The sequence below is a fragment of the Pseudomonas sp. H3_A02 genome (assembly GCF_054671965.1).
The window spans coordinates 2,701,830-2,723,517 of sequence record NZ_CP162807.1; the positions used below are offsets into that span (position 1 = coordinate 2,701,830).

The 21,688-nt window shown below is 62.1% G+C and carries 18 protein-coding genes; 3 read left to right on the top strand and 15 right to left on the bottom strand.

Annotation, left to right across the window (positions count from 1 at the left end):
• Window positions 1–3 precede the first annotated feature (3 nt).
• Window positions 4–1,779, bottom strand: a complete 1,776-nt coding sequence (locus tag AB4N80_RS11890) for a copper resistance system multicopper oxidase (protein WP_460082127.1) — start codon at window positions 1,777–1,779, stop codon at window positions 4–6.
• 437 nt (window positions 1,780–2,216) lie between these two features.
• Here AB4N80_RS11890 and nadA point away from each other — a divergent pair, with 437 nt between their 5' ends.
• Window positions 2,217–3,275, top strand: a complete 1,059-nt coding sequence (gene nadA / locus AB4N80_RS11895) for a quinolinate synthase NadA (RefSeq protein ID WP_122569375.1) — start codon at window positions 2,217–2,219, stop codon at window positions 3,273–3,275.
• Window positions 3,276–3,461: 186 nt separating this feature from the next.
• Here the strand turns inward: nadA and AB4N80_RS11900 are convergent, their stop codons facing one another.
• The 8 genes from AB4N80_RS11900 to AB4N80_RS11935 form a co-directional block, all read right to left on the bottom strand.
• Window positions 3,462–3,950, bottom strand: a complete 489-nt coding sequence (locus tag AB4N80_RS11900; RefSeq protein ID WP_053124591.1) for an RDD family protein — start codon at window positions 3,948–3,950, stop codon at window positions 3,462–3,464.
• Between the two features lie 94 nt (window positions 3,951–4,044).
• The gene (locus AB4N80_RS11905; RefSeq protein WP_003175786.1) at window positions 4,045–4,257 is read right to left on the bottom strand and encodes a cold-shock protein; all 213 of its coding nucleotides are present in this window, start codon (window positions 4,255–4,257) and stop codon (window positions 4,045–4,047) included.
• Window positions 4,258–4,652: 395 nt separating this feature from the next.
• A complete protein-coding gene (gene gcvT / locus AB4N80_RS11910; protein WP_460082131.1) occupies window positions 4,653–5,777 on the bottom strand; it encodes a glycine cleavage system aminomethyltransferase GcvT in 1,125 nt (374 codons plus the stop codon).
• Window positions 5,778–5,808: 31 nt separating this feature from the next.
• Entirely contained in the window at window positions 5,809–7,185 is a 1,377-nt protein-coding gene (locus AB4N80_RS11915; RefSeq protein WP_122569373.1) for an L-serine ammonia-lyase, read from the bottom strand.
• Between the two features lie 236 nt (window positions 7,186–7,421).
• Window positions 7,422–10,271: an aminomethyl-transferring glycine dehydrogenase gene (gene gcvP / locus AB4N80_RS11920; RefSeq protein ID WP_460082135.1), complete on the bottom strand. Its 2,850-nt coding sequence runs from the start codon at window positions 10,269–10,271 to the stop codon at window positions 7,422–7,424.
• Window positions 10,272–10,281: 10 nt separating this feature from the next.
• A complete protein-coding gene (gene gcvH / locus AB4N80_RS11925) occupies window positions 10,282–10,665 on the bottom strand; it encodes a glycine cleavage system protein GcvH (protein WP_122569371.1) in 384 nt (127 codons plus the stop codon).
• A gap of 424 nt (window positions 10,666–11,089) precedes the next feature.
• Window positions 11,090–12,598: a sigma-54-dependent transcriptional regulator gene (locus AB4N80_RS11930; protein WP_122569370.1), complete on the bottom strand. Its 1,509-nt coding sequence runs from the start codon at window positions 12,596–12,598 to the stop codon at window positions 11,090–11,092.
• 211 nt (window positions 12,599–12,809) lie between these two features.
• Window positions 12,810–13,715, bottom strand: coding sequence for a LysR family transcriptional regulator (locus AB4N80_RS11935; RefSeq protein ID WP_305468223.1), 906 nt, complete (start codon window positions 13,713–13,715; stop codon window positions 12,810–12,812).
• A gap of 114 nt (window positions 13,716–13,829) precedes the next feature.
• Between AB4N80_RS11935 and AB4N80_RS11940 the strand changes: the two genes are divergently transcribed.
• Both AB4N80_RS11940 and AB4N80_RS11945 read left to right on the top strand, forming a co-directional pair.
• On the top strand, window positions 13,830–14,708 hold the full coding sequence (locus AB4N80_RS11940) for an MBL fold metallo-hydrolase (protein ID WP_122569367.1): 879 nt from the start codon (window positions 13,830–13,832) through the stop codon (window positions 14,706–14,708).
• A 193-nt stretch (window positions 14,709–14,901) separates the two neighbouring features.
• A complete protein-coding gene (locus AB4N80_RS11945; protein ID WP_122569366.1) occupies window positions 14,902–15,516 on the top strand; it encodes an NAD(P)-dependent oxidoreductase in 615 nt (204 codons plus the stop codon).
• Between the two features lie 132 nt (window positions 15,517–15,648).
• On the opposite strand, the gene AB4N80_RS11950 is transcribed toward AB4N80_RS11945, so the two are convergent.
• From AB4N80_RS11950 to AB4N80_RS11975, 6 genes are all read right to left on the bottom strand, one after another.
• Complete coding sequence (locus tag AB4N80_RS11950) at window positions 15,649–15,978, bottom strand: GlpM family protein (RefSeq protein ID WP_354336446.1); 330 nt, start codon at window positions 15,976–15,978, stop codon at window positions 15,649–15,651.
• 24 nt (window positions 15,979–16,002) lie between these two features.
• Window positions 16,003–17,283: a two-component response regulator AauR gene (gene aauR / locus AB4N80_RS11955; RefSeq protein WP_240998552.1), complete on the bottom strand. Its 1,281-nt coding sequence runs from the start codon at window positions 17,281–17,283 to the stop codon at window positions 16,003–16,005.
• A 44-nt stretch (window positions 17,284–17,327) separates the two neighbouring features.
• Window positions 17,328–19,229 carry a two-component sensor histidine kinase AauS gene (gene aauS, locus AB4N80_RS11960; protein ID WP_122569363.1) on the bottom strand — a complete coding sequence of 634 codons (1,902 nt, stop codon included), beginning with the start codon at window positions 19,227–19,229 and terminating at the stop codon, window positions 17,328–17,330.
• A gap of 159 nt (window positions 19,230–19,388) precedes the next feature.
• Window positions 19,389–20,123, bottom strand: coding sequence for an amino acid ABC transporter ATP-binding protein (locus AB4N80_RS11965; protein WP_003204983.1), 735 nt, complete (start codon window positions 20,121–20,123; stop codon window positions 19,389–19,391).
• Window positions 20,120–20,791 carry an amino acid ABC transporter permease gene (locus tag AB4N80_RS11970; protein ID WP_122569362.1) on the bottom strand — a complete coding sequence of 224 codons (672 nt, stop codon included), beginning with the start codon at window positions 20,789–20,791 and terminating at the stop codon, window positions 20,120–20,122. Before AB4N80_RS11970 ends, AB4N80_RS11965 begins: the two co-directional genes overlap by 4 nt.
• Window positions 20,791–21,537 carry an amino acid ABC transporter permease gene (locus AB4N80_RS11975; RefSeq protein WP_122569361.1) on the bottom strand — a complete coding sequence of 249 codons (747 nt, stop codon included), beginning with the start codon at window positions 21,535–21,537 and terminating at the stop codon, window positions 20,791–20,793. The genes AB4N80_RS11970 and AB4N80_RS11975 overlap by 1 nt, the downstream gene beginning before the upstream one ends.
• Window positions 21,538–21,688: the final 151 nt, after the last annotated feature.

Sequence of the window (21,688 nt, forward strand, 5' to 3'; positions counted from 1 at the left end):
TCCTCATTCCTGCACCCGAACTTCACGGAACATGCCCATCTCCATGTGATACAGCAGATGGCAGTGATACGCCCAGCGCCCGAGGGCATCGGCGGTGACTCGGTAGCTGCGCTTGGCGCCCGGTGGCACATTGATCGTGTGCTTGCGCACCATGAACTGGCCGTTCTCATCCTCCAGGTCGCTCCACATGCCGTGCAGGTGGATGGGGTGGGTCATCATGGTGTCGTTGATCAGCACGATGCGCAGTCGCTCGCCGTACTTGAGCAGCAGCGGTGCGGCGTCGGAAAATTTCACGCCGTTGAACGACCAGACGAATTTCTCCATGTGCCCGGTCAGGTGCAGTTCGATCGTGCGGCCCGGCTCGCGGCCGTCCGGATCGGGGAAGGTGCTGCGCAGGTCCGAATAGGTCAGGACCTTGCGACCGTTGTTGCGCAGGCCAATGCCGGGGTCGTCGAGCTTGGGCTTGACGCTCATGGCCTGCATGTCCACCAGGGGGTTGTCTTTCTCGGTGTCGGGGTGCGTGAGCATGCTGTCCATGCCCTGCATGGCCCCGTGATCCATCCCGGCCATGTCGCCCATGCCCTGCATCTGGCTGTGATTCATGCCTTGCATCGAGCTGTCGTCCATTCCCGTCATGCCCTGCATCGAACCGTGGTCCATGCCACCCATGCCCATGTCGTCCATGGTCACCAAGGGCCGTGGGTCCAGGGGCGGTACCGGTGCCGACAACCCGGCCCTGGTCGCGAGAGTGCCGCGGGCGTACCCGGTGCGGTCCATGGACTGGGCGAACAGGGTGTAGGCCTCTTGGGTCGGTTCGACGATGACGTCATAGGTTTCGGCCACGGCGATCCGCAGCTCATCGACGCTCACTGGCTTGACGTATTGGCCGTCGGACGCCACCACCGTCATCTTCAAGCCGGGAATGCGCACGTCGAAATAGCTCATGGACGAGCCATTGATAAAGCGCAGACGAAGGCGTTCGCCAGGCTTGAACAGGCCCGTCCAGTTCATGTCCGGCGCCTGGCCGTTCATGAGGTAGGTGTAGGTGGCACCACTGACGTCGGCCAGGTCGGTGGGGTTCATCTTCATCTCGGCCCACATCTTGCGATCGGCCACGGTGCTGGCCCAGCCGTTCTTGCCCACGTCGTCGATGAAGTCGCCGACGGTGCGTTTGTTGTCGTTGTAGTAGTCCGACTGTTTCTTGAGCTTGCGCAGGACGGCGCCGGGATCTTCATCTGTCCAGTCGGTGAGCATCACCACGTAGTCCCGTTCGTACTGGAAGGGCTCGGGTTCCTTGGCGTCAATCACCAGCGGGCCGTAGACCCCGGATTGTTCCTGGAAACCGGAATGGCTGTGGTACCAGTAGGTGCCGTTTTGCCGGACCTTGAACTGATACACGTACAGGCCGCCGGGCTCGATGCCCTTGAAGCTCAGCCCTGGAACGCCGTCCATGTTGGCCGGCAGCAGGATGCCGTGCCAGTGGATGGAGGTGCTGTCCTGCAAGCGATTGCGCACCCGCAGGGTCACGGTGTCGCCTTCACGCCAGCGCAGCAACGGGCCAGGGATACCGCCGTTGATGGTCTGGGCGGTGCGGAGGCTGCCGGTGAAATTGACCGGGCTTTCGCCGATGAACAGGTCGAACTCGGTGCCGCTCAGTACGTTGGGCTGGCCCGGGCCGGTGACAGCCCAGACGGGCGCGCGCCACAAGCCCAGGCCACCGAGGATGCCGCCGGCAGTCAGGCCCTTTACGAAGGTTCGCCGGGAAGTTTTTGTTTGCATGGGGTGAAAGTCCGTCCGTCGATTCGCAGCGAACACCGGTTCCCCGGTGTCGCGTTGAAAAGAAGATGACATAAGCCGGCGGGGCGGGTGATTACATTTCAGTCAGCTTGTGGCGAGTGGATTACCTGTGGGAGCAAAGCTTGCTCGCGAAACAGGCGCCTCGATTTCTGAGAAATCCCATCGCCTTCATCGCGGGCAAGCCTTGCTCCCACAGATAATCGGTCACCACAGGTTTTGTGTTCGGCTCGACTGCCTGTAACAGGCAAGTCGGGCACAGGTCAGAATGATCTTTTGCATCGGCGGGATATTCTGTAGCCTTGCCGGCTTCACGCTGTCCCGTGCCTGATTGATACCCACTTTCCCGGCGGTACCCGAGTGGTCCGGAGCCGGGTGTATACTCGACTTTCGCGCTAAACGCGCTTGCAGGTCTTGCGAACATGACGCAAATTTCCGAACGCCTTCTGGTCCAAGCCCACCTCGACGCCAAGCAGCCCAAGCCGCTGACCGCCGAGCAAGAGGCCTGGTACCGCGCCGCCATCGCCGCCGAGCTCAAGGCTCAGGACGCGGTGCTGGTCGCGCACTTCTACTGCGACCCGATCATTCAGGCCCTGGCCGAAGAGACCGGTGGTTGCGTGTCCGACTCCCTGGAAATGGCCCGCTTCGGCAATGCCCACCCAGCCAAGACTGTGGTGGTGGCTGGGGTCAAGTTCATGGGCGAGACCGCCAAGATCCTCAACCCCGAAAAACGCGTGTTGATGCCCACCCTGGAAGCCACCTGCTCCCTGGACCTGGGCTGCCCGGTGGACGAGTTCTCGGCATTCTGCGACCAGCATCCGGAGCGCACCGTGGTGGTCTATGCCAACACCTCGGCCGCGGTCAAGGCCCGGGCTGACTGGGTGGTGACGTCCAGTTGCGCGCTGGAAATCGTCGAGAGCCTGATGGACAACGGCGAGACGATCATCTGGGGGCCGGACAAGCACCTGGGCACGTACATCCAGCGCAAGACCGGCGCTGACATGCTGCTCTGGGACGGAGCCTGCATCGTCCACGAAGAGTTCAAGTCCAAGCAGTTGGAAGACATGAAGGCGCTGTACCCGGACGCCGCGATCCTGGTGCACCCGGAGTCGCCGACGTCGGTGATTGAACTGGCCGACGCGGTGGGCTCCACCAGCCAGTTGATCGCCGCGGCCCAGAGCCTGCCGAACAAGACGCTGATCGTCGCCACCGACCGGGGCATTTTCTACAAGATGCAGCAGCTGTGCCCGGACAAGGTCTTCATCGAAGCCCCTACCGCCGGTAACGGCGCGGCGTGCCGCAGTTGCGCGCACTGCCCATGGATGGCCATGAACACCCTGGAACGTACCCTCAAGAGCTTGCAGGAAGGCGCCAACGAGATCTTCGTCGACCCGGCACTGATCCCCCAGGCGATTCGCCCGCTCAAGCGCATGTTGGACTTCACCCAGGCGGCGCGGATGAAATTGGCGGGGAATGCCTGAGGCTGAAGAGGATTTCGAGACTTGCGAGGCTTTCTTGTGGCGAGGGGATTTATCCCCGTTGGGCTGCGAAGCGGCCCCATTTGTTCATTCTGACACTCCGTGGTGTCAGGTTTTAGGGCTGCTGCGCAGCCCAGCGGGGATAAATCCCCTCGCCACAAATGTATTCACCTTTCTGATTAGGTGGTGTCACTTGGTCTTCTTGGGAATCCGCACCAACTGCGTATCCGAGTAGATGTCATGCCAGCTGCGCTGGCGCTTGTCGAACAGCGCCCAGATGAAGCCCAGCCCCACCAGCAGCAGTGACGCAATCGACACCACGAACCGCAACAGCGCCTGCCACAGGCTGATGGCCGTGCCATCGGCGTTCTGTACGCGGATGCACCACACCTGCATGCCCAGGGTCTGGCCGTTGTGGGTCCAGAACTTGGCGAAGAAGCCGAACAGTACGAACAGCAGCACGGTGGACAGCAGCGGATCGCCGTCCAGCGCACCGGCTTCGGTCAGGGCGCGCATTTTTTCTTCGCCGATGATCGCCATCTGGATCATCTTGTAGGCTCCGCTGGTGACGATCAGCAGCGCCGTGCACAGCAAGAAGTCATAAAACATCGCTGCCAGGCGACGGCCCAGGCCGGCGGGAGGAAAGTCGCCTTGGGGAGTGAGCAGGTGTTTCGGCATGACGGCCTCGGCTGAAAAAAGAAGCCATTTTACGGATTTACGCCCATAAAAAAGCCCCTGATATCAATCAGGGGCTTTTTAGTGTGCGAAAGCCTTAGGCTTCGGCTTGAACCTCGTCAGCCTGCATGCCTTTCTGGCCTTGCACAGCAACGAAAGTGACTTTCTGGCCTTCTTTCAGGCTCTTGAAGCCGTTGCCCTGGATGGCGCGGAAATGCACGAACAGGTCCGGACCGCTTTCAGGCGTGATAAAACCAAAACCCTTTTCGTCGTTGAACCACTTGACGGTACCGCTCTGACGTTGAGACATTTTCTTATTTCCTTTGACGCTAAAATTGATGACAGCCTCTTTCGCATGAAAGAGTACTGGGGCTGGGTTGCAGGAAAGTAAGAGACGTCGAACGGGATGTAGCGAACTTCATAAGCTACTGCCCAGGTCACGATTCCAAGCGACCCATGCAAACACAGTGAGCAAACTCTACGCCAACTTCGAATAAAAAAACAACCCCCCGGCAGGCCCCGTATTTGCTCAGCTTGCCAGCATTTACGCAAGTTGCGGAGCGGCGCTTATTCGATAGGCTAGTTCAATTGTTTACGATCGTTATAAGGTCGGTTGAATGCATAAAAATATGCACCTTTTTATGGCGGTTGCGTGACACATTAGTGCACGTATAACGCAACCGCGTTACTTATAGAAACAGTCAATCAACCACGGTAGTAGCGCTGTGGAACGAATGGCATTTTGCTTACAAGCAAAGGCACCTTTTTCCCACGCACAATGGCCCAGACTGGCGTATCCAGTGCCACATAGGCGCTGTCCAGGTAACCCATCGCCAGGGGAGCGCCCAAGGTCGGGCCGAAACCGCCGCTGCACACAGAGCCGATCATCTCGCCCGCTTCGTTGACGATCTCCGCGCCTTCACGCACCGGTGTGCGCTCCTGGGGCAGCAGGCCGACACGTTTGCGCTTCACGCCGCCCTGTTGTTGGGCGAACACGGTTTCAGCCCCGGGGAAACCACCGGCGCGAGCGCCATCGCCACGGCGCACTTTGGAAATGGCCCACAACAGGCTGGCTTCGATCGGTGTCGTCTCGGTGTTCATGTCGTGGCCATACAGGCACAGGCCGGCTTCCAGGCGCAGGGAGTCACGGGCGCCAAGGCCGATGGCCGCGACTTCCGGCTCGGCCAGCAAGGCGCGGGCGAGTTTTTCCGCGTCGGCGGCGGGTACGGAGATTTCGAAACCGTCTTCACCGGTGTAGCCCGAACGGCTGACAAAGCAGTCCACGCCCAACAGCGTGACGCGCTGGAACTGCATGAAGGTCATCTTCGCCACGTCCGGCGCCAGGCGGGCGAGCACGGTGACGGCGGCCGGGCCTTGCAGGGCGAGCAGGGCACGGGCTTCGAACAGCGGCTCGATGCTGCACTGCGCGCCAATGTGGGCCCGCAGGTGAGCCAAGTCCTGATCCTTGCAGGCGGCGTTGACCACCAGGAACAGTTCGTCATTGCCCAGGTTGGCGACCATCAGGTCATCAAGGATGCCGCCGTTGTCGTTGGTGAACATGGCGTAGCGCTGCATGCCCACCGGCAGGTCGATGATGTCCACCGGCACCAGGGTTTCCAGCGCCTTGGCAGCGCCTGCGCCGGTCAGGCGGATCTGGCCCATGTGGGACACGTCGAACAACCCGGCCTGATCGCGGGTGTGCTGGTGTTCCTTCATCACGCCCAATGGGTACTGCACCGGCATGTCGTAGCCGGCGAATGGCACCATGCGGGCGCCGAGTTCGAGGTGCAGGGCGTGCAGCGGGGTTTTCAACAGTTGTTCGGTGGACATATCAACTCCTGGAAAATGAAAATGACGCGCGTCAGCATTCGATGATGTTGACCGCCAGACCGCCGCGGGCGGTCTCTTTGTATTTGCTTTTCATGTCGGCGCCGGTCTGGCGCATGGTGCGGATGACTTTGTCGAGGGAGACGAAGTGATGCCCATCGCCGCGCATGGCCATGCGCACCGCGTTGATGGCTTTCACTGAGCCCATGGCGTTGCGTTCGATGCACGGCACTTGCACCAGGCCGCCAATCGGGTCGCAGGTCAGGCCGAGGTTGTGTTCCATGCCGATTTCGGCGGCGTTTTCCACTTGCTGCACGCTGCCGCCGAGCACTTCGCACAAGGCACCGGCGGCCATGGAGCAGGCCACGCCCACTTCACCCTGGCAACCGACTTCGGCACCGGAGATGGAGGCGTTTTCCTTGTACAGGATGCCGATGGCGGCGGCGGTCAGCAGAAAGCGCACCACGCCATCCTCGCTGGCGCCGGGGATAAAGCGCATGTAGTAATGCAGCACGGCCGGGACGATGCCCGCGGCCCCGTTGGTAGGGGCGGTGACAACGCGCCCGCCATAGGCGTTTTCTTCGTTGACGGCCAAGGCATACAGGTTGACCCAGTCCAGCACCGACAGCGGGTCGCGCAGTGCGGCTTCCGGGTTCTTGCACAACTGGCGGTGCAATGCCGCGGCCCGGCGCTTGACCTTTAGCCCGCCCGGCAGAATCCCTTCGTTACGGCAGCCGGCCGCCACGCAATCCTGCATCACTTGCCAGATTTTCAGCAGCCCGGCGCGGGTCTCGGCTTCGGGGCGCCAGGCGCTTTCGTTGGTCAGCATCACCTGGCTGATGGACAGGCCATAGGTGCTGCAATGGCCCAGCAGGTCCTTGGCGCTTTTGAACGGGAAGGTCAGGGGCGTGGCGTCTTCGACGATGCGATCGGCGCCGGCGGCGTCTTCGTCCACGACAAAGCCGCCACCGACCGAGTAGTACTCGCGGCTGCGCACTTGCAGCCCGGCGGCATCGAAGGCGCGGAAGATCATGCCGTTGGGGTGAAAGGCCAGCGGCTTGCGGATCATGGCCAAGTGCAGCTTTTCATTGAATTCGATGGCGTGTTCGCCGAGCAAGTTGAGGCGACCGCTGCTGCGGATCGCTTGCAGGCGAGTGTCGACGGTTTCGGTGTCCACGGTGTCGGGGTGCTCGCCTTCCAGGCCCAGCAGAACGGCCTTGTCACTGCCGTGGCCCTTGCCGGTGGCGCCGAGCGAGCCGTAGAGCTCGACTTTGACGCTGGCAGTGTTTTCAAGCAGATCGTCACGGCGCAGCCCCTCGGCGAAACGGGCAGCGGCACGCATCGGGCCGACGGTATGGGAGCTGGAAGGACCGATACCGATCTTGAACAGGTCGAACACGCTTAACGACATGGTGTTTCTCCGGTTTCTTTTTATGAGGATCGACGGTTGAAAGGCTTGGCACATTCCCCTTGTGGGAGCGAGCTTGCTCGCGATAGCGGAGTGTCAGTCAACATCTCTGTCAGCTGTCACACCGCTATCGCGAGCAAGCTCGCTCCCACAGGGGGAGGTGGTTTCCTTGAGGCAGTGATCTTCCACAAGGTTTGCGGTGTTGTTGAGAGGGCGGGCAAACCCGCCCCCTCCACAGGTCAAGCGTAGCTTTCGATCGACGGGCAGGCGCAGACCAGGTTGCGGTCGCCGAACACGTTGTCGACCCGGCCCACCGGCGGCCAGTACTTGCCATCGATTAACGATGCCAGTGGGTACACCGCCTGTTCGCGGCTGTACGGGTGAGTCCACTCGCCGACCAGCTCCGCCGCAGTGTGCGGGGCGTTTTTCAGCGGGTTGTCGTCTTTGTCCAAGCTGCCGTTTTCCACCGCGCGGATTTCTTCGCGGATGCAGATCATGGCGTCGCAGAAGCGGTCCAGCTCTTCCTTGGATTCGCTTTCCGTCGGCTCGATCATCAACGTGCCGGCCACCGGGAACGACATGGTCGGGGCGTGGAAACCGAAGTCGATCAGGCGCTTGGCCACGTCATCGACGCTGATGCCACTGCTGTCCTTGAGCGGACGCAGGTCGAGGATGCATTCGTGGGCCACCAGGCCGTTGCTGCCGGAGTAGAGCACTGGGTAGTGTTCTTCCAGGCGACGGGCGATGTAGTTGGCGTTGAGGATCGCCAACTGCGAGGCGCGCTTGAGGCCGGCGCCGCCCATCATGCGGATGTACATCCAGGTGATCGGCAGGATGCTCGCGCTGCCGAACGGCGCCGCGCACACCGCGCCTTCCTTGCGTTCCATGTTGGCATGGCCCGGCAGGAACGGTGCCAGGTGCGACTTGACACCAATCGGGCCGACGCCCGGGCCGCCACCGCCGTGAGGGATGCAGAAAGTCTTGTGCAGGTTCAGGTGCGACACGTCGCCGCCGAACTTGCCCGGGGCGCAGAGGCCGACCATGGCGTTCATGTTGGCGCCGTCGATGTACACCTGGCCGCCGTTGTCATGAATGATGCCGCAGATTTCGCGGATGCCTTCTTCGAACACGCCGTGGGTGGACGGGTAGGTGATCATCAATGCGGCGAGGTGTTCGCGGTGCTCGATGGCCTTGGCCCGCAGGTCTTCGATGTCGACGTTGCCACGGGCATCGCAGGCGGTCACGACCACGCGCATGCCGGCCATGTTGGCGGTGGCCGGGTTGGTGCCGTGGGCCGAGGACGGGATCAGGCAGATGTCGCGACGGTCTTCGCCACGGCTCTGGTGATACGCACGGATCGCCAGCAGGCCGGCGTATTCGCCCTGGGAGCCGGCGTTGGGTTGCAGCGACACCGCGTCATAGCCGGTGGCGGCGCAGAGCATGGCTTCCAGCTCGTCGGTCAGTTGCTGGTAGCCGGCGCTTTGCTCGGCGGGGGCGAACGGGTGCAGGGCACCGAACTCGGCCCAGGTCACCGGGATCATCTCGCTGGCGGCGTTGAGTTTCATGGTGCAGGAACCCAGCGGGATCATGGTGCGATCCAGAGCCAGGTCCTTGTCGGCGAGCTTGCGCAGGTAACGCATCAGCTCGGTTTCGGAATGATAGCGGTTGAACACCGGGTGGCTGAGGATCGCCGATTGGCGCACCAGTTCGGCCGGGATGCGGCTTTGCACGCTGGCGGCCAGCGTCGCGAAGTCTGGCAGGGCCTTGCCGTCGGCCAACAAGCTCCACAGCGCTTCGATGTCAGCTTGGCTGGTGGTTTCGTCCAGGGACAGGCCCAGGCGTTCAGCGTCCACCACCCGCAGGTTGATGCGTTGGGCGCGAGCCATGTCGTGCAGGGCGGCGGTTTGCGCGCCGGTGTGCAGGGTCAGGGTGTCGAAGAAACTGTCTTGCTCGATGCTCAGGCCCAGCGCGCCGAGGCCCTTGGCGAGGATCGCGGTCAGGTGATGGATGCGATTGGCAATTTGCACCAGGCCCTTGGGACCGTGGTACACGGCGTACATGCTGGCGATGTTGGCCAGCAGCACCTGGGCGGTGCAGATGTTGCTCGTGGCTTTCTCGCGGCGGATGTGTTGCTCGCGGGTCTGCATCGCCAGGCGCAGGGCCGGCTTGCCGAAACGGTCTACGGAAACGCCGACCAGACGGCCTGGCATGTCGCGCTTGAAGGCGTCCTTGGTGGAGAAATAGGCCGCGTGCGGGCCACCGAAGCCCAGTGGCACGCCGAAGCGCTGGGCGCTGCCGATGGCGACGTCGGCGCCGAACTCACCCGGCGGGGTCAGCAAGGTCAGGGCCAGCAGGTCCGCGGCAACGGCCACCAGGGCGTTGGCGGTGTGGAAGCGTTCGGTCAGTTCGCGGTAGTCGAACAGGTCGCCGTTACTGGCCGGGTATTGCAGCAGTGCGCCGAAGAAACCGCTAACGTCGCTCAGTTCGCGCTCATCGCCCACCACCACGTCGATGCCCAGGGGCTCGGCACGGGTGCGCAATACGTCGAGGGTTTGCGGGTGGCTGTGCACGGAGGCGAAGAAGGCGTTGCTGCCCTTGTTCTTGCTCAGGCGCTTGCAGAAGGTCATGGCTTCGGCGGCGGCGGTGGCTTCGTCGAGCAAAGAGGCGTTGGCGATCGGCAGGCCGGTGAGGTCGCTGATCAGGGTCTGGAAGTTCAACAGCGCTTCGAGACGGCCCTGGGAAATTTCTGGCTGATACGGCGTGTAGGCGGTGTACCAGGCCGGGTTTTCCAGCAGGTTGCGCAGGATCGGTGCCGGTGTATGGCAGTTGTAGTAGCCCTGGCCGATGTAGGTCTTGAACAGCTGGTTTTTGCCGGCGATGGCTTTGATCGAGGCCAGTGCGTCGGCTTCGCTCTGGCCGTCGCCCATATCCAGCACGCTGGTGCCCTTGATGCTTTCCGGAATGACGCTGGCGCTCAGGGCTTGCAGGGAGTCGAAGCCCAGGCGCTCGAGCATGGCTTGCTCGTCGCTTGCACGCGGGCCAATGTGGCGAGCGATGAATTCGTTGGCGGTGCCGAGATTAACGGTCATGGTGCGCTCCTCAGGCTTCGGCGTTGGCTTTGATCAGGCGATCGTAGGCGTCTTGATCCAACAGCTTAGCCACTGCGTCGGCGTCGGTCGGTTTAAAGCGGAAGAACCAGCCTTCGCCCATCGGATCTTCGTTGACCAGTTCTGGACTTGCGTCGAGTTTTTCGTTCACTTCGAGCACTTCACCGTCCAGGGGCATGTACACACCGCTGGCGGCCTTGACCGACTCCACGGTGGAGGCTTCGGCGCCTTTGTCATAGGCCTGCAATTCAGGCAGTTGCACAAAAACCACGTCGCCCAACGCGTTCTGCGCGAAAGCGGTAATGCCTACGGTGACGCTGCCGTCGGCTTCGGTGCGCAGCCATTCGTGATCTTCAGTGAAACGCAACTCGCTCATGGAAACTCCTGGGGCCAGATTCGTCTGGTGGACGCGAAGAAAGGCGCGGGGCTTGGCCCGGCCGAATGGCTATACCCATAGCAAGAATGCGGCCAATGTTATTAATGGCTTATATATCAATGATTTGAGTGGTTTGGCCTAGGTTTGGATAGGCTTGGCTGTAGCGAAATCGCTACAGCTGGACGCCTGGAAAAAATTGTTGTGGGATCAAAGCCTTGCACAGTGCAGGTTAGCGCAGACTGTAGCGATATCGTTCCACTGTAGCGCTTTCAGTACAGGTGGAGGTCGGTTTTGGATGCGCTGCATAGCCTTTGTGGGAGCGAGCTTGCTCGCGATAGCGGTGGGTCGTCAACGCAGAGGCTGGCTGGGAGATCGCCATCGCGAGCAAGCTCGCTCCCAAAGGGGAATGTGGAGGAGCGAAGAACTATGGCTTCCCGGAAATCCCGTACTTGCGCAACCGATGGGCAATCGCGGTGTGGGAGGTTTGCAGGCGGCTGGCCAACTGGCGGGTGGACGGGTAGTTGGCGTAAAGGCTTTCGAGCAGGTGCTTCTCAAAGCTTTCCACGGCCTGTTCCAGGCTTTCGACTTCCACATCGCCCTGGCGCGCCACGGAGGTGCCGGCGATGTCCAGGTCGCCGATGTCCACCAGGCTGCTTTCGCAGATGGCGGCGGCGCGGAAGATCACGTTCTGCAATTGCCGCACGTTGCCCGGCCAGCGGTTGCCCAGCAGCGCTGGATAAGTACCAGGGGCCAGGCGACAGACCGGGCGCTGGATTTGCGCGCAGGCTTGCTGCATGAAGTAACGCGCCAGCAGCAGGATGTCCTGGCCGCGTTCACGCAGTGGCGGGACTTCGACATTGAGCACGTTCAGGCGATAGAACAGGTCTTCGCGGAACGAGCCCTCGCTGACCATTTTCTCCAGGTTGCGGTGGGTGGCGCTGAGGATCCGCACGTTGACCTTGATTTCCCGGTCGCCGCCCACCCGGCGGAAGCTGCCATCGTTCAAGAAACGCAGCAGCTTGGCTTGCAGATACGGCGACATCTCGCCGATTTCATCGAGAAAGACCGTGCCCTGGTTCGCCAACTCCATCAGCCCAGGCTTGCCGCCCCGTTGCGCCCCGGTGAAGGCGCCGGGGGCGTAGCCGAACAGCTCGCTTTCCGCCAGGTTCTCCGGCAGCGCGGCGCAGTTCAGGGCCAGGAACGGCGCGCTGTGACGGGCGCTGATGGCGTGGCAGGCCCGGGCCACCAGTTCCTTGCCGGTGCCGGTTTCGCCTTGGATCAGCAGCGGTGCATCCAGGGCCGCGACCCGCTGGGCCCGGGCCTTGAGGGTGCGGATCGCCGGGGATTCACCCAGCAGCGCGTCAAAACCTTCGGCGTGGTCATGGTGCAGAGCCGACAGTCGTTCACCGATGCGATTGGGCTGATAGAGCGTCAGCAGCGCGCCGGCGTCGGTGATGGGCGTGGCGTCCAGCAGCAAGGTCTGGCCATTGAGGGTGACCTCCCGCAGCGGCAGGCGGAAGCCGTTCTCCAGCAGGGCGCCGAGCAATGCCTCGTCACTGAACAGCTCGGCCACGCTTTCCCCGGCCGGTTCACGACCGTACAGGGCGATCAGCGCCGGGTTGGCCAGCAACACCTTGCCCACGCTGTCCAGGGCCAGCACCGGGTCGGTCATGGCGGCGAGCAAGGCATCGAGCTGCAAGTGCCGACGCTGGCCCGGCAGGATGTCCACCACGGTGACCGCCTGCACCCCTTGCACGCTGAACAGTGCTTCGCGCAGCTCGTCAAGCACTTGCGGGCTGAGGGTCGGGGCATCGATGTAGACGTTGGGTGGCACCATCTCCACCGCATCCAGGTTGAGATTGCGCCCACCGAGCAAGGCCAGGACTTCCTGGGTGATGCCGACGCGGTCGATGAAACTGACGTGGATACGCATGGGGCGGTTTTGGGTTCTGGGATGCGGAGGGTGGCCAGTATGCCTTGGGGCGGGCTGTTGGTGAAATCCTGGCGCAGTACTTGAGAACGACGGTGATCCCCCTGTGGGAGCGAGCTTGCTCGCGATAGCGGTGTATCAGTCATTAAAAGGGTGGCTGACACTCTGCTATCGCGAGCAAGCTCGCTCCCACAAAGGCGTTCACAAGTGGCAGCTACAATCCAACATCCCACTCTGGTATCTCGGGAAACTTCAGAACCAGAAAATCCAGCAGGCTGCGCAACGCCGAGGGCATGTGCTTGCGTGAGGCATATACCGCGTACATGTTCATTCGGCGCGGTTCGGCATGGGGCAGCAGGCGGATCAGTTCGCCGTTCTTGATGTGGGCGCCGGCCTGGTAGCTGGGCAGCATCGCCACGCCTGCGCCGGCTATCGTGGCCTGAAGCAAGGTGCTGGCTTCGTTGGCGCTGATATTGCCTTGTACCGGCACCGAGACCTGCTCGCCGTCCTGCTCGAAATGCCACAGGCTCTTGCCGACGTAAGAGTGGGTCAGGCAGTTGTGCCGGCTCAGGTCTTCCACGCGCAGCGGTGTCGAGTGTTCATGCAGATACCGCGGCGAGGCGCAGATCACCGAGCGGCAGACCGTGAGGCGGCGGGCGATCAGGTTCGGGTCCAGATCGTTGCTCATGCGGATCGCCAGGTCGATGCGTTCGTCCACCAGGTTCACGGTGCGGTCGAGCATCTGCAGGTCGACGCTCACCCCGGGGTAGCGCTTGACGTAGTCGGCCATGGCGTTCGCCAGTTGGGCCTGGCCGAACGAGGTGCTGGCACTGATGCGCAGCATGCCCCGTGGTGCGTCGTCCGGGGTGCTGACGGCGGCTTGCATATCGCCGGACAGCTCCAGCATCTGCCGGCAGCGCGGCAGGATCTCGGAGCCTGCGGCCGTCAGGCTCAGTTTGCGGGTGGTGCGGTGCATCAGCCGGGCCCCGACCCAATCTTCCAGCTCCGCCAGATAGCGCGACACCACCGGCCGCGACAGGTCCAGATGCTCGGCCGCCGCCGACTGGCTGCCCAGGTCGACCACTGTGACGAAGACCCGCATTGCTTGTAGACGATCCATGATTTGCCCGCTTTCAGAAACAAACTATGTCCCAGCATCGCATTTTTTGTAACGAGTCAGGCAACTAAGCTCAGTCTCATTCCCCTGACGGGTTTTTGGACAACGGAGCACACCATGACCGGCTTTATCCCACTCAAGCGCCTACTGCTGGCAACCGCCGCCCTGGCCTTCACTGCCCAGAGCTGGGCCGCTGACTTGACGCTCGACGTCTACAACCCTGGCGCGGCGGCGGTTTTCCCGGTGACGTCGGTGTTGGTCAGCGGTGAAAAAGAGGCGATTTTGGTGGACGCCCAGTTCGGCAAATCCCAGGCCGCCCAGGTGGTGGAGAAAATCCGCGCCAGTGGCAAGCGATTGATCACGATCTACATCAGCCATGGCGATCCTGACTACTATTTTGGTCTGGAGACCCTCACCGCCGCGTTCCCTGAGGCCAAGGTGCTGGCGTCCGCGCCGACTGTCGAACACATCAAGCACACCATGGACGGCAAGCTGAAATATTGGGGGCCGATCCTGAAGACCGACGCACCGACCAAAGCCATCGTGCCCCAAGTGCTCAAGGGCGACAGCCTGACCCTGGAAGGCCAGCGCTTGCAGGTCGTGGGCCTCGATGGCCCGCAACCGGACCGCAGTTTCGTGTGGATTCCATCGATCAAGGCGGTGGTTGGCGGTGTGGTGGTGGCTGAGAACATTCATGTGTGGATGGCCGATACCCAGACGCCGCAGTCCCACAAGGATTGGCTGGCGACTCTCGCCAACATTGAAAAACTGCAACCGAGCACGGTGATCCCGGGTCACTACCTGGGTGACAGCGCCCGTTCCCTGGCCCCGGTGCGCTTCACCGCCGGTTACATCAAGGCTTTCGACGAAGAAACCGCCAAGGCCAAGGATTCCGCCGCGCTGATCCGCGCCATGAAACTACGCTATCCGGACCTGGGTGAAGACAGCTCCCTGGAGCTCAGTGCCAAGGTGGCGAAGGGCGAGATGAAGTGGTGAAAGATGATCTGTGATCGGAGCACCGTTGTGGTGAGGGGATTTATCCCCGCTGGGTTGCGCAGCAACCCCCTGCGTCCTGTCTGACACATCGCAGCGGTTGATGATTCATGGGACAGCTTCGCAGTCCAGCGGGGATAAATCCCCTCGCCACAAGAGCATGCATTTCAAACATTGCTAATCACTGGAGAACACCATGAGCAAAATCGCAATCATCGGCGCCACCGGGCGTGCGGGTAGCCAACTGTTGGAAGAGGCCCTGCGCCGTGGTCACAGCGTGACGGCCATTGCCCGCAATACCGCGAAAATCGGCGAAAGGGCCGGGGTGGTCAGCAAGCAACTGGACGTATTGGACAGCGAGGCGTTGATCGCCGCCATCGACGGGCATGACGTCGTGATCAGTGCCGCGCACTTTGCCAGCGTGCCGGCCGACAAGGTCATCGCACCGGTGAAAGCCGCCGGGGTCAAGCGCTTGCTGGTGGTCGGCGGGGCCGGTTCGTTGCTGCTGCCGGATAACAGCCGGGTGATCGACAGCGACGGCTTTCCGGAGGAGTACTTGGCCGAAGCCAGTGCCGGTGCATTGTTCCTGGATGTGCTGCGCAAGGAACAGGACCTGGACTGGACCTTCCTCTCGCCTTCGGCGGAGTTCGTCGAAACCGAGCGCACCGGGCAATTCCGTGTTGGCAAGGACCACCTGCTGTTCGATGACACCGGGCGCAGCTGGATCAGCTTCGCCGACTACGCCATTGCGATGATCGATGAAGTGGAAACGCCGCAGTTTTCGCGGGCGCGGTTTACCGTCGGCTATTGAGCCACAGGTGTGTAGACGCTGTGTAGGAGCTGTCGAGCAGCGCGAAGCTGCGATCTTTCCCAGGACACTTGAGTCTCCCTAGTGAAAGATCAAAAGATCGCAGCCTCGCTTCGCTCGACAGCTCCTACAAGGTCAGGCGTGAAGCCGTACCCAAACGCTGACCAGCACCGTCGCCGCCATCAGCCAGGCGACGGCTGCCACGGCCAATGAGGCTTCGAGGCGCATCCGGTCGACCATCACGTACAGCGTTGCGAGATAGACGAAGTACGGAATGATCGACCACATGCCAAAGACGATGGTGGTCTTCAGGTCGTCCACCGAGCGGCCCTTGCCGACGATGTAGTGGGCAATCAGGGCAAAGGTCGGGAACAGCGGCACCAGCCCGGCGATGTAGTAATTCTTGGTCTTGGCCAGCATCGCCAGGATAACCACCACGGCCGCACCCAGCGTCGCCTTGAAAATCAGGTCCACACGTTCACCATTCGGTTAATGGCTCAGGCCATATTTTTTGACTTTGTCGAACAGCGTGGTCTTGGCCATGCCCAGTTCCTGGCTGGCCTGGGTCAGGTTGCCACCGCTGCGTTGCAGGGCGTCCACCAGCAGGTTGCGCTCGAAGGCTTCCACCGCTTCGGCGAAGGCCAGGCCCTGGTTGCCGCCGCTGGCGCCGGAGCGCTTGAATGCCGGCAGGCCCAGGGCGTAGCGCTCGGCGACGTTGCGCAGTTCGCGCACGTTGCCCGGCCAGTCGTGGCTCATCAGGTTCGACAGGGTCTGGTTGTCCAGCTCCGGCACCGTGCGGTCGAAGCGCAGGGACGACTGCTGAAGAAAATGCTCGAACAGTTGCAGGATGTCTTCGCGCCGCTCGCGCAGGGGCGGCAGCTCCAAGGTCACCACGTTGAGGCGGTAATACAGGTCACTGCGGAATTGCCCGGACCGGCCCATTTCGTCCAGGTCGGACTTGGTGGCGGCGATCACCCGGCAATCCACCGCCACGCTCTGGTTCGAGCCCAGGCGTTCGAGGGTGCGTTCCTGCAGCACGCGCAGCAACTTGATCTGCAAGGGCAGGGGCATGCTTTCCACTTCATCGAGAAACAGCGTGCCGCCATCGGCGTGCTCGATCTTGCCGATCCGACGTTTGCCGGCACCGGTGAAGGCATTGGCCTCGTGGCCGAAAATTTCGCTTTCGAACAGGTTCTCCGGCAGGCCGCCGCAGTTCAGCGCGACGAACTGCTTGTCGTGGCGCCGACTGAAATCATGCAGGCAGCGGGCGACCAGTTCCTTGCCGGTGCCAGTTTCGCCCTCGATCAGCACGTTGGCCGAGGTGTCGGCGACGTTGGCGATCAGCGCACGCAGGTGCTGCATGGCCGGCGAGCGACCGATGATCCGGCCTTCCAGGGAATCGCGCTCGGCCAGTTGCCGACGCAGCGATGACACTTCCCGGGCCAGGCTGCGCTGTTCCAGGGCGCGGCGGGCGACATCCACCAGGCGCTCAGGGGAGAAGGGTTTCTCCATGAAGTCATAGGCGCCTTTTTGCATGGCGCCCACGGCCATGGAAATGTCGCCGTGGCCGGTGATCAACACCACCGGCAGGCTGCGGTCCCGCGCCTTGAGGCGGGTCAGCAGTTCCAGGCCGTCGATGCCCGGCAGGCGAATGTCGCTGATGACGATGCCGGCAAAGTTATCGTCGACCCGCTCCAGGGCCTCTTCGGCGCTACCCACGCCGATGCAGGGAATGTCTTCCAGGCTCAGGGCCTGCTGGCAACCCAGCAGGACGTGGGGGTCGTCTTCGACGATCAGTACGCTCAGGTCGTGGTTCATAGCGGCTCGGCAGGTGAAAGGCTGACCAACGGTAGATTGAGGACAAACGTAGTGCCACGCTCAAGCGGGTACTCGACACCCAAATGCCCACCCGCGGCGGCGGCCAGGCTCGCCGAGAGCGTCAGGCCCAGGCCCAGCCCCTGTTCGCCAGGTTTGGTGGTGAAGAACGGTTCGAACAAATGCTTGCGGGCTTCAGGATCGATGCCGTGACCATTGTCCCGCACCCGCAGGCGATATTTGCCGTCGGCGGCCTGGCCGTCGAGCCACAGTTTCGGCTCGGGTTGCGTCTGCATCGCGTCCAGGGCATTGCCGATCAGGTTCACCAGGATCTGTTCCAGGCGGGTCTGGTCAATTTGCAATTGGACGTCATCGAAACTGCTGTGGATCTGGATGTCCAGGTTTTCCAGGCGCCCACCCAGCAGTTGCAACGCAGCCTCGACGGCCTTGCCCAGGCTTGCCCGGCCCTGGTCATCGCCGCGCCGGGCGAAGGCGCGCAGGCTGGCGGTGATCCGGCCCATGCGGTCGATCAATTCGTTGATGGTCTTGAGGTTGGTGCTGGCGATGTCCAACTGGCCGCGCTCCAGGAAGCGCACGGTATTGCCGGACAAGGTGCGCAGCGCCGCCAGCGGCTGGTTGAGTTCATGGGCGATGCTGGTGGACATCTGGCCGATGGCCGCCAGTTTTCCGGCCTGGACCAGTTCGTCCTGGGCCCGGCGCAAGGTCTCTTCGGCCTGGCGCCGCTCGCGGATCTGGCCCTTGAGTCGTTCGTTGCTGGCGCGCAGGTCGGTGGTGCGTTCGGTAATCCGACGCTCGAGCTGGTTGTTGGCTTCCTGCAAGGCTTCCCGGGCCGCAAGGCGGGTGGCGATGACCTTGCGCCGTTCGTTCCAGGCGATCAGCAGGAACGCCACCAGGGCGAAGGCCACGGCCACCAGGATGCCTTGGTTGATCGCCTGGCGACGCAGGTCTTCAAGGGGCGTCAGCAGGGTGAAGTTCCACGGGGTATCGCTCAAGGGCCGGGTTTGCGACAAGTAGCTGATGGCGCGCTCGTCGGACACCAGCTCGCTGTTCGCCGGGAAGGTCAGCTTCTCCATGCCTTCGGCCAGGCGTTCCCGGGCCAGGGGCACCAGTTCATTGAGCGGGAACCAATAATATTGCAGGCTGCGGGCCAGGCGTTCCTTGGTCTCATCGCTCAGCGGGCGCACCGACTTGAGCCGTCGCGCTGGATCGCTGGACAGGATGATGATGCCGTTCTCATCACTGACGAACGCCTCCAGCCGCGCTCGCTGCCAGCGCTCCTCCATGGCTTCGAGGCGCACCTTGACCACGGCCACGCCGATGATCTTGCCTTGTTGCTCCAAGCCATGGGCCAGGTAGTAGCCGGGTTCGCCATTGGTGCTGCCGATGCCGTAGAAGCGTCCCGGCTGGCCGCGTACGGCGTTCTGGAAATAGGCGCGAAAGGACAGGTCTTCGCCCAGATAACTGTCGACATCGCGCCAGTTGCTGGTGGCCATGACCCGGCCAGTGGTGTCCATGACGTAGATGGCCCGGCTGCGACTGCGGCGGTTCAGGCCTTCAAGGTATTCGTTGACGGTCTTGCGATGCTCGGGCGTCGGGTCGTCGAGCAGTTGCGAGACGCTTGATTCAAGCTCCAGCAGGCTGGGCAGGTAGGTGTACTTGCTGATCTCGCTCTCGACCGCACGGGCGTGCAGTTCCAACTGGCGTTCGCCATTCTCGGCGAGGCCACGTACGCCATAGTGCTCGCTGATCCAGAAGCCGAGGTAACCCAGACCGATCATCAGCGCAATGACCAGTGGCGGCAGGAACAGATGGCGGATCAGGCGGGGTTTCACGGCGAGTGATGGCGGCGCTGCGCGATAGAGGGTGGGGTCGCATTTCATCACAGAAGCCTTGGGTCAACCACAACACAAATCGACAAGCCAACACATCTCCCTTGTGGGAGCGGGTTTGCTCGCGATGACTGCTGATCAGTCGACAATAAGGTGACTGGCAGTCCGCTATCGCGAGCAAGCTCGCTCCCACAGTGGGGAGCTGTGTTTTTAGTGCTGCAGGATTTTCTCAAGGAAATGCTGCGCACGTTCGGAGCGGGCGCTGATGTCGCCGAAGAACTCTTCTTTCTTGCAGTCTTCGATGATCTGGCCCTGGTCCATGAAGATCACCCGGTTCGCCACTTTGCGGGCGAAGCCCATTTCGTGGGTCACGCACATCATGGTCATGCCTTCGTGGGCCAGTTGCACCATCACATCGAGCACTTCGTTGACCATTTCCGGGTCAAGGGCCGAGGTCGGTTCGTCGAACAACATCACCACCGGGTCCATCGCCAGGGCACGGGCAATCGCCACGCGTTGCTGCTGGCCGCCGGAGAGCTGGCCCGGGTGCTTGTGGGCGTGGGCAGAAAGGCCAACGCGCTCAAGCAGTTGCAGGCCCTTCTTGGTGGCTTCTTCCTTGCTGCGGCCCAGCACCTTGATCTGCGCGATAGTCAGGTTCTCGGTGATGGTCAGGTGCGGAAACAGTTCGAAATGCTGGAACACCATGCCCACGCGCGAACGCAGTTTCGGCAGGTTGGTCTTCGGGTCGGCGATGGAGGTGCCATCGACCACGATGTCGCCTTTCTGGAACGGCTCCAGGGCGTTCACGCACTTGATCAGCGTGGATTTGCCCGAGCCCGATGGCCCGCACACCACCACAACTTCACCCTTGCTGACCTCGGTGCTGCAATTGGTCAGTACCTGGAAGTCCCCATACCACTTGTTGATGTTCTTGATAGAGATCATACGGCGAACCTTTTTTGCAGACGCTTGACCAGCAGCGAGGCGGCAAAGCTGATTGTGAAGTACACGAGACCTGCGATGATCAGGAACTCATTGGAGCGGCCGATGATGTCGCCACTGGCCCGCGAAGCATTGAGGAAGTCCACCAGGCCAACCGTGTAGACCAGCGAGGTGTCCTGAAACAGGATGATGCTCTGTTGCAGCAGCAGCGGGGTCATCTTGCGAAACGCCTGGGGCAGGATGATCAGGCGCATGGTCTGGCCATAGTTCATGCCCAGCGCCTGTGCCGCGCCCATCTGGCCTTTGGAGATAGACTGCACGCCGGCCCGCACGATTTCGCAGAAATACGCCGCCTCGAACATCATGAACGCCACGACGCAGGAACCGAACGCACCGATCGGCGTGTCCTCGCCGGTGATCCAGCGCAGCACGAACGGCACCGCCAGGTAGAACCAGGTGATGACCAGCAGCAGCGGGATCGAGCGAAAATAGTTGACGTAGGCGCCAGCGATGTTGGAGACCAGCTTGTTGTGGGACAGGCGCATCAGCGCCAGGATGGTCCCCAGGATGATCCCGCCGACGACGCCCAGGGCCATCAGCTTGAGGGTCATCACCATGCCGTTCCACAAGCCGGGAATGGCGGGGACGATGCCAGTGAAGTCGAATTCCATTATTTACCCCCCACGGAGATCAGGCCGGGCACCGCGACTTTCTTCTCGACCATGCGCATGAGCAGCATCAGGCTCATGTTCAGGGTGAAGTAGATCAGCGTCGCCAGGGTGAAGGCTTCGAACAGGTTGGCGGAGAACTCCGCGGTCTGTTTGGTCTGCGCGAGCAGTTCCATCAGGCCGATCAGCGAGGCCACGGAGGAGTTCTTGAAGACGTTGAGGAATTCCGAGGTAAGCGGCGGAATGATGATCCGGTAGGCCTGGGGCAGCAGCACGTTCCAGTAGATCTGCGGCAGCTTGAAGCCCATGGCACGGGCGGCGGACTCCTGGCCGCGCGGTAGCGCCTGGATGCCGGTGCGCACTTGTTCGCAGACCCGGGCGGCGGTGAACAGGCCCAGGCACACCACGACGCTCAGGTAGGCCGAGGTGGTCGGGTTCAGGTCCTGCTTGTACCAGTCCTGCAGATCGGCGGGCAGCAGGTCCGGCACCAGGAAGTACCAGATGAACAGCTGAACCAGCAGCGGCACGTTACGGAAAAGCTCCACATAGCAGGTGGCGATACCCGACACCAGCCGGTTCGGCACGGTGCGCATCACGCCAAGCACCGAGCCCAGCAGCAGGGCGATGATCCAGGCCACGACGGCGATAGCAATGGTCCAGCCCAGGCCGGCCACGTACCAGTCGAGATAGGTCTCGCTGCCCACGCCGGTGGACTTGAAGAACACGCCCCAGTCCCAGTTGTAATTCATTAGGGTCTCCCCTCAGATCGTTCGATATACAAATGCCCGCCTGGGGAAACTCCGTTCCCGCCCGGCTTGGAGGCCAGGCACACGCGTTCGGCTCGACAGCCACCGGTTCGAGTGTTTCCAGATTTGCCAGCAGGGAGTGACCATCCCCTGA